The sequence below is a fragment of the Acetonema longum DSM 6540 genome, from assembly GCF_000219125.1.
Taxonomy (GTDB): Bacteria; Bacillota; Negativicutes; order Sporomusales; family Acetonemataceae; genus Acetonema; species Acetonema longum.
This window is the reverse complement of sequence record NZ_AFGF01000107.1, coordinates 1-14,559: the sequence shown is the minus strand read 5'-3', so window position 1 is coordinate 14,559 and position 14,559 is coordinate 1. Positions and strand designations below refer to the sequence as shown.

General features: G+C 49.8%; 13 protein-coding genes. 9 read left to right on the top strand and 4 right to left on the bottom strand.

Annotation, left to right across the window (positions count from 1 at the left end; all coding sequences use genetic code 11):
- Window positions 1–136 precede the first annotated feature (136 nt).
- The 3 genes from ALO_RS22465 (at window position 137) to ALO_RS11615 (ending at window position 1,941) form a co-directional block, all read left to right on the top strand.
- Complete coding sequence (locus ALO_RS22465) at window positions 137–301, top strand: hypothetical protein (RefSeq protein ID WP_004096042.1); 165 nt, start codon at window positions 137–139, stop codon at window positions 299–301.
- Window positions 302–304: 3 nt separating this feature from the next.
- Complete coding sequence (locus ALO_RS11620; RefSeq protein ID WP_004096040.1) at window positions 305–886, top strand: hypothetical protein; 582 nt, start codon at window positions 305–307, stop codon at window positions 884–886.
- A 359-nt stretch (window positions 887–1,245) separates the two neighbouring features.
- On the top strand, window positions 1,246–1,941 hold the full coding sequence (locus ALO_RS11615; RefSeq protein WP_040293265.1) for a response regulator transcription factor: 696 nt from the start codon (window positions 1,246–1,248) through the stop codon (window positions 1,939–1,941).
- Between the two features lie 71 nt (window positions 1,942–2,012).
- Here ALO_RS11615 and ALO_RS11610 read toward each other — a convergent pair whose 3' ends face one another.
- Window positions 2,013–2,579, bottom strand: coding sequence for a hypothetical protein (locus ALO_RS11610; RefSeq protein WP_004096036.1), 567 nt, complete (start codon window positions 2,577–2,579; stop codon window positions 2,013–2,015).
- A gap of 54 nt (window positions 2,580–2,633) precedes the next feature.
- A complete protein-coding gene (locus ALO_RS11605; RefSeq protein ID WP_004096034.1) occupies window positions 2,634–2,903 on the bottom strand; it encodes a hypothetical protein in 270 nt (89 codons plus the stop codon).
- 248 nt (window positions 2,904–3,151) lie between these two features.
- Here ALO_RS11605 and dcuS point away from each other — a divergent pair, with 248 nt between their 5' ends.
- The 5 genes from dcuS to ALO_RS11580 all read left to right on the top strand — a co-directional run bounded on the left by dcuS (window position 3,152) and on the right by ALO_RS11580 (window position 10,738).
- Window positions 3,152–4,786 (top strand): DcuS/MalK family sensor histidine kinase, encoded by a 1,635-nt coding sequence (gene dcuS / locus ALO_RS11600; protein ID WP_004096032.1) that lies wholly within the window; start codon window positions 3,152–3,154, stop codon window positions 4,784–4,786.
- Window positions 4,758–5,462, top strand: a complete 705-nt coding sequence (locus ALO_RS11595) for a response regulator (protein ID WP_004096031.1) — start codon at window positions 4,758–4,760, stop codon at window positions 5,460–5,462. Before dcuS ends, ALO_RS11595 begins: the two co-directional genes overlap by 29 nt.
- Window positions 5,463–5,741: 279 nt before the next feature.
- On the top strand, window positions 5,742–7,145 hold the full coding sequence (locus ALO_RS11590) for an anion permease (protein ID WP_004096030.1): 1,404 nt from the start codon (window positions 5,742–5,744) through the stop codon (window positions 7,143–7,145).
- Between the two features lie 33 nt (window positions 7,146–7,178).
- Complete coding sequence (locus ALO_RS11585) at window positions 7,179–8,417, top strand: NAD(P)-dependent malic enzyme (RefSeq protein WP_004096029.1); 1,239 nt, start codon at window positions 7,179–7,181, stop codon at window positions 8,415–8,417.
- 332 nt (window positions 8,418–8,749) lie between these two features.
- Window positions 8,750–10,738 carry a methyl-accepting chemotaxis protein gene (locus ALO_RS11580; RefSeq protein WP_004096026.1) on the top strand — a complete coding sequence of 663 codons (1,989 nt, stop codon included), beginning with the start codon at window positions 8,750–8,752 and terminating at the stop codon, window positions 10,736–10,738.
- Between the two features lie 120 nt (window positions 10,739–10,858).
- On the opposite strand, the gene ALO_RS11575 is transcribed toward ALO_RS11580, so the two are convergent.
- A complete protein-coding gene (locus ALO_RS11575; protein ID WP_004096024.1) occupies window positions 10,859–11,509 on the bottom strand; it encodes a class I SAM-dependent methyltransferase in 651 nt (216 codons plus the stop codon).
- Window positions 11,510–11,573: 64 nt separating this feature from the next.
- Complete coding sequence (locus ALO_RS11570) at window positions 11,574–12,428, bottom strand: flavodoxin family protein (RefSeq protein ID WP_004096022.1); 855 nt, start codon at window positions 12,426–12,428, stop codon at window positions 11,574–11,576.
- Between the two features lie 168 nt (window positions 12,429–12,596).
- Here ALO_RS11570 and ALO_RS11565 point away from each other — a divergent pair, with 168 nt between their 5' ends.
- Window positions 12,597–14,393, top strand: coding sequence for a heme NO-binding domain-containing protein (locus ALO_RS11565; RefSeq protein ID WP_004096018.1), 1,797 nt, complete (start codon window positions 12,597–12,599; stop codon window positions 14,391–14,393).
- Window positions 14,394–14,559 lie beyond the last annotated feature (166 nt).

Below are 14,559 nucleotides of genomic sequence, written 5' to 3'. Positions count from 1 at the left end.
CCGTTGCTTGACTTTTTATTCAATTTGGTATTGCTATAGTGATAATCAGTGTCTATAATGTAATTATCGGTAATCCGTTATAGTCTTATTATTTCCTTTTTGGGTAATAATAAAACGAATGGAATGGAGAATGTATATGGCAACTAAGAGTTTTATAAAAGAATTTGCCGTTAGCAAGCGAAATGCTAATAAAGTGGCGTTTGCGCTGAAATCGCCCAAGCCGATAACGTTATGTTCAGGCGTAAGAACAGAAGATGTAAAGAAAGATCAAATTAAAAGATTTTTTAATTTGGAAAATTAATCCATGGCTTTTTCCGTAATACATCTTGGCGATATGATTGATGAGCTTGGCGAGGATGAGTGTAAGAAACATCTCGCCGTCTTTTCGTGTTCATTGGACGGTGATATTGAATTTTTTTTAAAAGAAAAGGCTATTCTTTTTCAAGTGATGGGAGTTTCTAGAACCTATCTTGTCTACGCATCTTATAAAGACAGTCCTATTTTAGTAGGGTATTTCTCTTTAGCCTCTAAAGGATTAAGCGTAAGGAAAAATGTTAGTGGGTCATTACGCAAAAAAATCACAGGGAGCAAGTCTAAGGAGATATCAGCAATTCCGGTATTTCTTATTGGACAAATATCTAAAAATTATGCTAATGACATGGACAAGCTCCAATTAATAAGTGGTTCTGATTTGTTACGATTAGCACTTATAAAAATTAAAGAAGCACAGCACATTACTGGAGGCAGAATAGTCCTGATTGAATGCATCGGCCATAATAAATTAAAGGAATTTTACGATAAGCACGGCTTTGTTTTTTTAGACCAAGATGGAAATGATGGATTGTTGCGATATATAAGAGAAATTAACCATATAGATATAACTTGATATGTAGTTTTAAATTGTTTAAATAGCAGTGACCAATTGGTCACTGCTATTATTGTGTCCAAAGTAGTGTCCATGGACACAAACAGTAAAATATACTTCCATGCATTTATGGACAAAAATACTGTGGTTGCGTCACCGCAATTCAACATAATACAATAATGTACATATGGTAATTCATTCGTAATGAGAGGGTCGCAGGTTCGAATCCTGTTATCGGCTCCAGTGAAAATTAAGGGTTTGCGGATTGCCGCAAGCTCTTTTTTGGTTTCATACGGCAGAATGATATTCATTAATTTTTCACAATCTTATGATATGATTTATCATGAGTAGAATTAATTTTTTGAAATAGGGAGGCTGTCATGATGGCTTATACTGCCCTGATCGTGGATGATGACGTTAAAATAGCCGCCTTGCTGAAAGCTTATTTTGAAAAAGACGGGTTTATCGTGATTTTGTCCCACGATGGGGGGCAGGCGGTGCAGATTGTGCGGGAGAAAAATCCGGACATTGTTATTTTAGATATCATGCTGCCGGGGCTGGACGGCTGGGAAGTATGCCGGCGTTTGCGCCGGAACAATGATGTGCCGATTATCATGCTGACTGCCCGGGACGAGGAAACGGACCGTTTGATCGGTCTGGAGATCGGCGCCGATGACTATGTGACCAAGCCTTTCAGCCCCCGGGAGGTTGTGGCCAGGGCCAGGGCTATTTTGCGCCGCCTGCAACGGATTACCAGGAAACCGGACGTTATCCGCATCGGTCATATGGCGGTTCATTTGCAGGAACATATCGTAACCGTGAAAGAACAGCCGATTGAACTGACGCCGACAGAGTTTAAAATTTTGGAACTGCTGGCCACCAATCCGGGACGGGTGTTCAGCAGGCTGCAGATCGTGGAGCAGGTGCAAGGATTCTCGTTTGAAGGATATGACCGGACGATTGACGCCCATATCAAAAATTTGCGCCGCAAGCTGGAGCCGCAGCCGAAAGAGCCCCAGCTGATCCAGACTGTATACGGCGTCGGTTATAAGTTGGCCGGGGATGGCATGGAATAGGGGATAGCCGCGGCAGAACGGTAAGAAGGAATAAGTAAAGGCCTTTGGCAAACCAAAGGCCTTTACTTATTTTAAAAAATTCCTAAAAACTTGCCTTTTTCTTTAGGCGGCGGAAACTTTATAGCAGCATAGTCCGTTACCGCGTTATAAATTCCTTCAGCCGCAGTGCCGGGCACGATGTCCTGCCACCGGTGGGCGTCATAGGTGAACTTGTTACCGGGGCCTACCTGTCCATCAGAGGCCAGATCAAAAGAGCTCATCAGCTGAATCTGTTTTGTATTCAACCGGAAGTAGTATTGCTGCAGAACGATGCTGCTGGATGCGGTCCTATTCGGGGTAATAACACGGACCCAGGCTTCTACCAGTTGCTCATCCCGATAGGGGTCATTGATCTTCTGGAGAGTGTGCGTATCAAATTGAAAGGTTTGACCGCCGCCGCTATAAGCCCACTGATAACGTTCTGACGGTCTTTCCGGCTGCGGGGTATTCTGTCTATCCTGGGGAGTTGGGGTGGTATCTTGCTGGGTATTCTGAGTATCTTTGGGAGCCTTTGCGTTAGCGGGTATCGTCGTCACGCACGGTACTATAACCGCAATGAGCACCAGGCAGCAAAGAATCCGGATCAGAGTATTTCGCATTGCTTGATCACCTTTCTCAGTTACTTTGTTCATACTCTACGAATCACATGATTTTTATTTCTCATCATCATCCAGGCAGTTACGAATATAGCGCGCCAGGATCTTAACGGCGTCGTCCTGGGAACGGCCTGGGGCGCCGGCTTTCAGCTGCTCCAGGGCGGCGTTGGCGGTTTGCTTCTGATGCCACTGAGAAAAATGATGTAAGAAAAGCGGCGTCAGAAAGCCATGCTCTGCTGTTAGGCGATCAATTTCCCGAGTATATTCCCGGGCGCGGGGACCGCGTTTCATCTTTTCAATGGCCTCCTGGGCTTCTTGTTGTGTCACATCATCCACCTGCCTTATATTGCCTTGCTATTCTCTGTAACAAATTCGACAAATAGCAAGATATTCCTACGGATGATGGTCCCGATTGCGACAAATTTTTTGGAGGACAGATTCCAATAAAAAAGCATCGCCTCCGCGATCTTGTCAGTGGCTTGGGATTGACAATGCAGGTTTATTTGCTGCAGTAATAGAAGAATATGACAAGTATCGCAAGCGTGAAAATAGGATAGAAGCCGGGGGAGTTGCCCATGACAGCCGGTAAACCGTTGTTTAGTCTGCAAACCCAAATTACCATACTGGTCTGCGGTGTGGTTGCCTTGTCACTGCTGGTGGCTAATGCTCTGATTACCACCAGCGTGGCGGGCATCGTGGAGGAGGAAATCGGAGAGAATGCAGCCGATATTGCCCGCATTATGGCTCGTTCGCCAGTGGTAGTGGAAGGGCTGACCGGTAAGCGGGACGAAACAGATATCCGCGGCTTTGCCGCTGAGATGCGTAAAGCCACGGAAGTGGAATATATTGTGATAATGGACATGAACGGGATTCGCAAATCTCATCCCAATACCAGCATAATTGGCAAGCATTTTGTCGGCGGTGACGAGGGTCCGGTGCTTTTGGACAGCCGGGAGTATACTTCCACTGCCAGAGGGACGTTAGGCATGTCACTCAGGGCCTTTTCCCCGATTTTTAACACTGACGGCAGGCAGGTGGGCGCGGTATCAGTAGGTATTTTGCTGGATAATGTGCAGAAGACCATCGCACAAAGCCGGATTATCATTTACTTTGCCACCGGGGTGGGGTTTTTAATCGGCATTGCCGGCGCTTTGGCCCTGGCCCGGAATGTAAAGCGGACCTTGTTTGGACTGGAACCCTTCGCCATTGCGGAGCTTTTGGAGGTGCGCAGCGCCATGCTGGAGTCAGTGCGGGAGGGTATTTTAGCGATTGACCAAGATACAAAAGTCACCATGGTGAATAAAGAGGCTGTCCGGATTTTGAATCTGGCAGGTATCGAAGAAGATTTAATCGGCAAACCGATAGAAGAACGCGTGGTCAACACCCGGTTGAAAGAAGTGCTGGAAACAGGGCGGGTGGAATTGGATCAAGACCAGGATATTAACGGGGTGATCATCCTGACCAACCGGATGCCGATCAAGGTAGACGGACAGGTGGTAGGCGCCATTGCCACCTTTCGCGATAAATCCGAAATCCGGCATTTGGCCGAACAGCTGACCGGCATTCGCAACTATGTGGAGACTCTCCGGGCCCAGGCTCATGAATTTATGAACAAACTTCATGTGATCCTGGGGATGGCCCAGATGAAATGTTACGATGAACTAGGGGGCTATATTAACGGCATCGCCCAGCAATACCAGGAGGAAGTCGGTTTTGTGGACCGCCGGGTCAAAGATCCGGTGCTGGCCGGATTTGTGTTGGCCAAACTGAGCCGGGCCAGGGAAATGGGAGTGGATTTGGTTTTGGCCGATGCGAGCTATCTTCCTAAGCCGGCAGCCTCCTGTATGGTTCACGAACTGGTCACGATCATGGGCAATCTGATGGATAATGCCATAGAGGCTGTCAGTCAGTCAGATGCGAAACGGGTGGACGTATGGTTTGATTACACCGATGGGATCCTGAGCCTGGAAGTGACTGATACCGGACCGGGCATTTCACTGGAAATACAAAAAGAAATATTCGCTAAGGGGTATTCGACCAAGGCCGATAACCGGGGACTGGGCTTATTCCTGGTACAGCGCAGCGTGGCTAAGCTGCAGGGCGATATGAAACTGTATTCTCAGTTAGGGCAGGGAACCCGGTTCCGGGTGGATTTGCCCTATCAAACGGGAGGTGATGGGAGTGATTCGGGTTCTGATTGTGGAAGATGATCCGATGGTAGCGGAGTTCAACCGGAGATATCTGGCTCAGATAGAGGGCTTTATCCTGGCCAATATGGTCCGTTCGGCTGCGGAAGCTTTAATTGTATTGGAGAAACAGGAAGTGGATCTGATTTTGCTGGACATTTTCATGTCCCACATGAATGGACTGGATTTATTGTCCCAGATTCGAAGCATCGACAGCAACGTGGATGTTATTGTTGTATCGGCAGCCTGCGATAACCATACGATTCAGAAAGCATTGCGCTATGGTGTTGTGGATTATCTGATCAAACCCTTTGAGTTTGAACGGTTTCAGGCGGCCTTGTCCGCCTACAGGGACCGCCTGCTGTTTATGCAGGGGCAGGACAGCATTCAACAAGCGGAGCTGGACCGGAAAATCCTGTTGAAAGACCAGCCGCTGCTCAATGAATTGCCGAAAGGCATTGACCGGAATACGCTGAAAATCGTTTGGGAGCATATCAGAGACGGCGAGGGACATGATTTTACCACCGAAGAAATGGCCAGACGGGTAGGCGTCTCCCGAGTATCCATGCGTAAATATCTGGCCTTTTTGATGGCCCTGGAAATCCTGCGCCGGGAGGTGGCCTTCGGGTCAATCGGCAGGCCCATGTATAGGTACCGGTGCATCAATCCCAGGCCGGACCTGATCAACCGGCTCCAATAACCGGGGCCGCCTGTAAATATGAGGTTAAGAATTAGCAGAGGGCAGCTTCTGTTGATTCTTAACCTTAGTTATTTTCATTACTAATCTACTTTAATTACAAAAAGATAAGTTTAATTTCCTTTTGGCTTTTTTAGTTAATTAAACTGTCAGAAAATAAAAAAATATTTATGATAGTTATAAAAGTATAAAAACTTTACATTCTTTCTTTTGGCTGCTTGGAGGTGATACGGTCAGTGTGCCCGTAAAATCCGGGAACAACAAAATGGAAGGGGATTGGACATGAATAGAAAACTTTTGTATGGTCTGATTACCGTCGGAGTCGGAGTCTTGATCTGGCTTCTGCCCGTACCGGCCGGGCTCAAACCTTCGGCTTGGCAGCTCTTTGCTCTTTTCGTCGCTACTATCGTTGGTTTTATTCTCCAACCTATGCCGATTGGAGCCATCGCATTTCTCAGCGTAGGTTTGGCCGGCTTTATGAAAGTTATTTCTCCGGCGGATGCCCTGTCGGGATTCGGCAATACTACCATCTGGCTGATCGTAACCGCATTTTTATTTGCCAAAGGATTTATTAAAACCGGTTTGGGACGGCGCATTGCCTACACTATTATGAATCTGATCGGCGACAGTTCATTAAAACTGGGCTATGCCCTAACCCTGAGCGACCTGGTCATTGCGCCGTTCACTCCCTCCAATACCGCCCGCGCCGGCGGCATCCTGTATCCGATTGTCCGCAGTCTGTGTTCGGCCTTTGACTCCGAGCCGGGGCCAAGCTCCCGTAAGATCGGTTCCTATTTGATGAAAACCAGCTTTCAAATCAATGGTATTACCTCGTCTATGTTTATTACCGCTGTGGCTCCGAATTCCCTGGTCGTCCTCCTGGCGGCAAAAACCGCCAACCTTAATATCAGCTGGGGAATCTGGGCCTTGGCAGGTATTGTTCCTGGCCTGGTGGCTTTGGCCGTGACCCCTTATATTCTCTATAAACTGTATCCGCCGGAAATCAAGCATACCCCCGAGGCCAAGGAACTGGCTTACAGAGAATTGGAAAAAATGGGCCCCATGTCGCGGGGCGAAAAAATTGTCGCCAGTGTCTTCCTGCTGGCTCTGACCCTTTGGGCCACATCCTCCATTACCGGTCTGGACGCTACCATGGTAGCCATGGTTTGCGTTGGCATTATGATCATTGGCCAGGCTATTGAGTGGAAAGATGTTGTGGAAGAAAAAAGCGCCTGGGATACCCTGATTTGGATGGGAGCGCTGATGAGTCTTGCAGGCGCCCTGACCAAAGTGGGGCTGATCGCCTGGTTTGCCAAAGAGGTCAGCGGGCAGTTAGCCGGTGTTTCCTGGTGGGTTGCCCTCGGCATTCTGCTGTTGGCTTATATGTATTCCCACTATGCCTTTGCCAGCCTGTCCGCCCACGTTACCGCCATGTACGCGGCATTTTTGGCTGTGGCTGTGGCTGCCGGCGCTCCGGTGTTTTTGGCCGCTATGGGTCTGGGCGTTATCTCGGGTTTCATGGGCGGGATCACTCACTATGGAACCGGGCCGGCTCCGATTTATTTCGGCGCAGGCTATATTTTCCAGGGTACCTGGTGGAAACTGGGCTTCGTTTTATCCGTCAGCAACATGATTATCTGGATCGGGCTGGGTGGATTCTGGTGGAAGTTACTCGGTTTGTGGTAAAATAGATCTAAAATATTAAAGGAGAACGACAGTATGGAAAACCTGACCAATCGGGAGGAAGCATTGAAAATTCGCCAGGAGCATCAAGGCATCCTGGAAGTGGCGGGGAAGGTGCCGCTGAAAAACCGGCACGATCTGAGCGTTCTCTATACACCCGGAGTAGCTGAACCATGCAAGGACATCAAGCTCAATAAAGATTTGTCCCTTGAACTTACCTGCCGCGGCAACATGGTAGCGGTAGTCACCGATGGCACTCGGGTCCTGGGACTGGGAGACATTGGCCCGGAGGCAGCTATGCCGGTTATGGAGGGAAAATGCATCCTGTTTAAGGTTTTCGGTGACGTGGACGCTGTCCCCATTTGCCTGGATACAAAAGATCCGGCCAAGATCATCGAAACCGTGAAACTGCTGCAGCCTACCTTCGCCGGCATCAACCTGGAGGACCTTGCCTCACCTAAATGCTATGACATTGAGGACACTCTCAAAGAGCAAATGGATATTCCCGTATTCCACGACGATCAGCATGGCACGGCCATTGCGGCCCTTTCGGCCGTTATTGGCGCCCTGCGTCTGGTGAAAAAAGACCTGAAAACGGCCCGTATCGTCGTCAACGGCGCCGGCGCCGCTGGCAGCGCCATCGGCAGGCTGTTGGTCAGTGCCGGGGCCCGGAATTTGACTATGGTGGATATGAACGGCGCCCTGTATGACGGCATGCCGGGTCTGAACCGCATTCAGGCTGAACTGGCAAAAAGCACCAACCCCGAGAAAAAACAAGGCAAACTGCCTGAGATCGCCAAAGGCGCCGATGTCCTCATCGGCGTGTCCGGTCCCGGTCTGTTCACTAAAGAGATCATTGCCGGCATGAATAAGGATTCAATCGTCTTCGGTCTGGCTAATCCGGTGCCTGAGACCACCTATGAAGACGGGAAGGCAGCCGGGGCCCGCGTCGTTGGAACCGGCCGCTCCGATGCTCCCAACCAAGTCAATAATGTCACCGTGTTTCCCGGCATCTTCCGGGGAGCGCTGGATGCAAGGGCTCGCCGGATCACTGAGGAGATGAAGCTGGCTGCGGCTTACGCCATTGCCGATCTGATCCCGGAAAAGGAGCTGCGGGAAGACTTTGTGGTAGTGGATGTCTTTGATCCCCGGGTAGCTCCGGCAGTAGCTGCCGCTGTGGCTAAAGTGGCGGTAGAGACCGGCGTGGCCAGGGTGAAAGTCGATCCGGAAGAAGTAAGGGCTAAGACTGCAGCCCGGATTAAAATGGGAAAATAGGATTCTGGCTGACACACGAAAAAGGGGTGTCGCAAAACGCTTTTTGAAAAAGCGCAATGCGGCCCCTTTTTTTGTATGAACAGGAAAGATCGACTATCTGCCTGAAAAGTAGTGTAACCTGACTAAATCAGCCCTGGCAATCAGAACCAAATAAGATTGACATAATTATCATAATTATCATAATTATATATAATATATTATATATATTACAAATTGTTCCAGGATTCCGGGGTATTGTGGGAAAAGTAGGTTTTGTATAGTCTGTCTGACTGGGGATGGTCCTGCCGTTTTTTGCTGGAAAGCCGGAACACTATATGAAAAGGAGTAACGCAATGGGATTTTTAATTGCCCGAATTGTCGGTAGATTAAGCCTGAAACAGAAATTGATTGCTTGTTTTATTTTGGTTGCAGCTATTCCACTTATCTTGACTACAATGGCCACATCCTATCTGAGTCATTCAGCTTTGGTTGATTCCATCTATAAGGATAACCGGCAAGCGGCCAGGTTCCTTGCCAGGGAAATGGATAATGCACTGATTTCTACGGTCCAGTTATTGCAGACCCTGGCGGAGACTGCCGATATCCAGTCAATGGATAAGGCTAAGCAACTGGCAATTATGAAAAAAGTGACCAGCCGGTCTGATATTATCAAAACGATCATTGTCAATGACACTAAGGGCGTTCATACGCTAAGAACTCAGGGGAATTTGGCCAGGAACGGCGAACGAGAGTATTTTAAACAGATAGCTGATGGAGCGGATTACGCTTTCTCGGATATTCAGATTGGCAGTAGTACGGGCCAGGCATCGCTCGTTATTGCCGTGCCCATTAGAGATACGCAGAAGAACTTTCAGGGAGCTTTGCTAGGGGTTATCGATCTTGAACAATTAAGTAAGAATATTGCTACGACCAAGGCCGGACAATCCGGCTACGCTTTCTTAGTGGACCGCCAAGGTAAAATCGTCACCCATCCCGATCGAATGAAGATGCAGCAAATGGCAGATTTCAGCCATCTTGCGCCGGTTCAAGGAGCTATTAGCGGACAAAACGGCGTGGCGGCTTATACTGATGAAGAGGGGGAAAAACTGGCCGGATACAGTGATATTACCGTGAGCGGTTGGGGTGTTGTGGTTCAGCAGCCTATGAGTGAAGCCATGGAAAAAGTCAACGAGATAAGACTCACAGGCATTATCCTCACGCTGCTCGTGATCTTGTTCGCCGTGCTGGTAGGCATTTTTGCGTCCAAAGTTATCACTAAGCCGATATTTGAACTGGCGGGGATTACTCGCAAACTGGCGGCAGGCGATTTGACTGCCAAAGCCAATGTAACCGCAAAAGACGAGATGGGTCAACTGGCCGAAGCCTTTAATACTATGGTAGAGCACCTGCGGCAGATTATCAGGACCGTAACCTATACTGCCAGTCAGGTCGCATCGTCTTCACAGCAGCTTTCGGCTACAGCCAACGAAGCAGAGCGGGCTGTCAACCAAGTTGCTACCACTATGACCGGTTTTGCCCAAGGATCTCAGAAGCAGACGGCAGAAGTCGAAAAAACACAGAAGATAGCGGACAATTTGATTGAGATATCGCGGGATGCAGCGAATAAAGCTATGTCGGCATCCGACCTGTCGGCCGACATGGCCAGAGCGGCTGAGACAGGTGGGAGCGCAGCTGGTAATGCCATAGAAAAAATTAATGAGATCAAGGAAGTCACCGTAACGACAGCTGAGGTGGTCGCTACGCTGGGGGAAAAAAGCAAGCAAATCGGTCAGATCCTGGATGTCATCAGCGGCATTGCCGGGCAAACTAATTTACTGGCGCTCAACGCCGCGATCGAAGCTGCCCGGGCGGGTGAACAGGGGCGCGGCTTTGCTGTAGTAGCCGAGGAAGTGCGCAAACTGGCCGAACAGTCCCGGCAAGCCACCGAGCAGATTTCCCAGATTGTTTGCGAGATCCAGCAGCAGACTGATGAGGCCATCCGGGCGATGGACAGCGGTAATAGCAAGGTCAGCGAAGGCGTCGATGTGGTACAGGCTGCCGGACAGGCACTGCAGAATATCCTGGCTCAGATCGGCAGGAGTGTAAGCATGATCAGCGATATTAATACCGCTAGCAATCAACAGCTCCAGGGAATGCAGCAGATGGTCAGCAGTGCGGGGAATGTGGCGGTGATTGCCAGAGAATCCAGCATCGGCGCCCACACAACAGCGGCAGCCATCGAGGAGGTGACCGCTTCTATGGAGGAAATCAACAGCGCAGCCGAGGCATTGGCTAAAATGGCCGGTGAGTTGCAAATCATGGTGACCAAGTTTAAGCTCTAATATATTTTCAATATTTGTCTGTGCTGCATTTTCAGCAGTCCATCCCCTCTCGATTCAAAAAGAGCGCCGCCAACGTTTTCCCTGAACGTTTGGCGGCGCTCTTTTCTTTTTGTTGCTGCGTTATCGCTGCAAATGAGTCACGCAGGACACCTGAAAGGAATTGACCGGTTGTCCCACAATCAGCTTGACCACATCGCCGAACAGGTTTTCAACCTCCCGGATCTCAATACCGGCCTGGAGGACCAACGGGACTGTAGGATGGTTGATATGATTACCCAGCAGCCAGACGGTAACCGGATTCAGCCAGTCCATAAATTTGCCCAGCCAGTCCTGGCTGCTGCGCATGTATTCCACCAGAATAATCGTGCCGTCGGGCCTGCAGACCCGGCTGATTTCTTTCAGGCCTTTCAGCGGGTCCGGCACGGTGCCGAAGACGCAGGTGGCAATGACCGTGTCAAAGCTGGCGGTCGAAAACTCCAGGGACTGAACATCCATCTCGTATAAAAATATTGGGACTCGCGCCTTATTAACCCGGCGTGCTGCTCTGTGCAGCATGCCCAGACTCGGGTCGATGCCGACCACTTCGGAACAGGCGGCAGTGTACAACGGCAAATTGAAGCCGCTGCCTACGCCGACCTCCAAGACCCGGCCATGGGCAAAGTGCAGCGCCTTCAGACGCCACTTTTCCGGAACCAGGTCGTTCACGATGTCTTGGATAATGGCAATGCGGTCAAAGTTTTTCTTGGTTTGGCTGCTGTCGTTTTTATGCATTGGCTGCTCCCCGGATGGAACCTTTTACAGTAGTTTACTGTAGGATATGCATAGATGAGCCCAATCATTCGTTTATCCCGGCGTCAGGCTTGATCCACCAGCTGTCATGTTGCTGATAATTTTTTCTGACAACCGAAAGTTCCTTGCGGCTGGCGATATAATCATCTTTGATGCCCTCCAGCAGTCTGCCGTGTTCGGCCATGCCGGCGGCTGAAAAACGCGGGTGCCCGGAGGGGACAAAGCGGAGGGCGATGCCGGCATCGGCGGCAGTAATCCGCCCGGTACAGTTGCACATCACACAGCGGATATCACCGGTGGGTTTGAGCTGCAGGAGACTGCTGCCACAGGCCGGGCAGCAGCAGTCCGGCCTGGGAGTGACGCCGGCTTGTCCGGGGATCAGACGTTCTGCCAGTTTCCTGGCTTCCTCCAGGATCGCCGGTTTGATCGCTGTGCCGGGATTGGCCGCTTGCACTGTCAGACTGCCCACCACATCCAGATGAAGGAATCCGGCAAAATTTCTGACTGCTTCCCGCCCATAGCCTTCCCAGCCGGGCACTCCATATGTCAATACAGTGGCGCATTTTTTGCCGGCGTAGCGGGATCCTTCCTGCAGCACAGAAATCAGCCGGTCTCCAATAGTTTTGATACTGGTATGGGGCCCGAGAAAATAGCAGGCTGAACTGATAATGACGGCATCTGCCCAGCGGATTTCCCGCAGGAGAAAGGTCATATCATCTTTGATCACGCAGTCCTTTTCAGCCGGCAGACAGGCATAGCAAGCACGGCATTGCTCAATCCGGAGGTCCGTTAACCGGATCATCCGCCGTTCGGCAGCCGGCAGGCTGGCCAACATTTCTTTTGCTAAAATTTCCGAGTTACCCAGTTTTCGCGGGGATGCAACAAGTGCTAACGCTTTCATGTAGGCCTCCTGATAAACCTGTTTATTTTTAGTATATCACATCCATTATTAAAATTTTCCATGTGGAATAAAGGGATAGTAACTGGTTTGAGAGAATAACTCGATAGCATCCGCTTGCTTCATCTAAACAGACTAAATTACGAATGACATCATGAAGAGGTGACTGTTGTGAAAGGTACAATTGTCGGGACATGGGTCAATACAGCCCGGAAAATTTGGGGTGATGAGGTAACCAACCAGGCCATGGAGCGTGTCGGCTGGCCGAAAGAAAAGATTTTTGCACCGCTGGAAGACATAGCTGACGCAAAGCCCAGAGAATTCGTTCAATATTTATCCACCCATGCCAGCAAACCAGTGGATGAAATTTGGCAGATCATCGGCAAAGATAATTTGCGGACCTTCTCGGAGCATTATCCGGCCTTTTTTCAGCAGGAGAACTTATATTCTTTTTTACGCTCAATGTATGACGTACACATGGTTGTGGTCAAACGAATTTCGGGCTCCGTGCCGCCGGAAGTGCTGATGGAGCCCATATCCAGCCATGAAGCTATTATGAGCTACCATTCCAAGCGGGGCATGTTCGGTTATTTCAAAGGGCTGCTGGCCGGGGCGTCTGAATATTTTAAAGAAGAGATCGAAACTGAAGTGCTGGATTCCTCGGCGGAACATATGCGGGTCAAAATCCGGTTTTCCCGTCCCATCAGCCATACAGTCCGCTACAGGTTTAATATCATGGCCTCTTTTGGTTTTATCCGGAACATACCGGGCAAGGCCGGGGTCGTGGCCATGCTTCTCAGTGGAGCTGTCCTGCTGCTTTTAACCTTGGTCGGAGTCCGGGCTCCACTGTGGCTGGCGCCAGTCAACGGCGTCATTGCTGCTGTCAGTACCTGGCTTTTGTTCCGGCCGTTTAATGCCCTGAAAGAGCAAATTCATTCGATTCAGAGCTATAAGTACTATGAGGAACTGAAACTCCGCTCGGCGGATGAATTTGAAGACCTGATGGCCATGCTGTTTGAATATAAGCTGCGGGTGAAACGGGAATTTATCGGCTTTAAGGGTGTCACCGACGAAATGAACCGCTATGCGGATAATTTCAACGGATTGGCTGACAACATGCGCAGCACCTCCAATGAAATATCGGGGGTAGTCCATGACGTAGCCACTGCCGCTACCAGTCAGGCCTCGGAAACCGAAATTTCGGTAGGAATTTTAAATGGTAACCTGAATACCCTGCGGCTGGTGGTCACTGAGCAAAGTAAAAACAAAGAACAGCTAGAGGCGGCAGTGGATGCCATTTCCAAAGGATTTCAGGAAGTACAGGCCTCCAGCGGCAAATTAACCCATAGCATGGAAAAATTTGCTGAAGTAAAAGAATCGGCGGAGAACCTCCAGTCCCAAGCCACCAAGATCACAGAAATCACCGGTTTGGTGGCGGCAATTGCCGGCCAGACCAACCTGCTGGCTTTAAACGCCGCTATTGAGGCCGCCCGGGCCGGAGAACAGGGCCGGGGCTTCGCCGTGGTCGCTGAAGAGGTCCGGAAGCTGGCCGAGCAATCCCAACAGCATTCAGAGAGCATTTCTCACGATTTAAAGGTCCTGACTGAGATTATCAGCGGCGTTGTCCGACTGATTGAAGCAGAGTACGAAGTCCTGGCGGTGGAAAGCAAACAGCTGAACTCCGTGGTGGCCGGCAACAACCAGCACGTGGATAACATTCACGGGGTGGCTGATAATATTGTTGTGATGGCCAATAAGCTGGAACAGGAAATGACCAGTCTCAATCAGGTATACGGCAAAATCGAATCCCTGGCAGCTATCTCTGAGGAAAACTCCGCCGCCAGTCAGGAAGTCAGCTCCGCGGTGGCCATCTATAACGATAAGTTGCAGGACCTGATGGAAAAGATCCGTGAATTCAAACTCGTGATCCAGCACTTCAGCGAAGACATCGGACAATACCGGACCTGATCCGGTCGGACTATGAAACATAAAAAAGTAGGCATTGCGCCTACTTTTTCTATGTAGTTTCCAATTCTATCGTTGCCGCTATCGTTCCTCCCGCCTCGCATTTGGGGCCGTTCAAAAAGGTTCAGATGCTAGGAAGGACGAGGACGGGCGTGAGACTGTACGTTTG

What these genes read in the sequence shown, in the direction of transcription:
- ALO_RS22465 (WP_004096042.1), top strand. Translation starts at nt 137, where the DNA reads ATGGCAACTAAGAGTTTTATAAAAGAATTTGCCGTTAGCAAGCGAAAT.
- ALO_RS11620 (WP_004096040.1), top strand. Translation starts at nt 305, where the DNA reads ATGGCTTTTTCCGTAATACATCTTGGCGATATGATTGATGAGCTTGGC.
- ALO_RS11615 (WP_040293265.1), top strand. Translation starts at nt 1,246, where the DNA reads ATGATGGCTTATACTGCCCTGATCGTGGATGATGACGTTAAAATAGCC.
- ALO_RS11610 (WP_004096036.1), bottom strand. Translation starts at nt 2,579, where the DNA reads ATGCGAAATACTCTGATCCGGATTCTTTGCTGCCTGGTGCTCATTGCG.
- dcuS (WP_004096032.1), top strand. Translation starts at nt 3,152, where the DNA reads ATGACAGCCGGTAAACCGTTGTTTAGTCTGCAAACCCAAATTACCATA.
- ALO_RS11590 (WP_004096030.1), top strand. Translation starts at nt 5,742, where the DNA reads ATGAATAGAAAACTTTTGTATGGTCTGATTACCGTCGGAGTCGGAGTC.
- ALO_RS11585 (WP_004096029.1), top strand. Translation starts at nt 7,179, where the DNA reads ATGGAAAACCTGACCAATCGGGAGGAAGCATTGAAAATTCGCCAGGAG.
- ALO_RS11580 (WP_004096026.1), top strand. Translation starts at nt 8,750, where the DNA reads ATGGGATTTTTAATTGCCCGAATTGTCGGTAGATTAAGCCTGAAACAG.
- ALO_RS11575 (WP_004096024.1), bottom strand. Translation starts at nt 11,509, where the DNA reads ATGCATAAAAACGACAGCAGCCAAACCAAGAAAAACTTTGACCGCATT.
- ALO_RS11570 (WP_004096022.1), bottom strand. Translation starts at nt 12,428, where the DNA reads ATGAAAGCGTTAGCACTTGTTGCATCCCCGCGAAAACTGGGTAACTCG.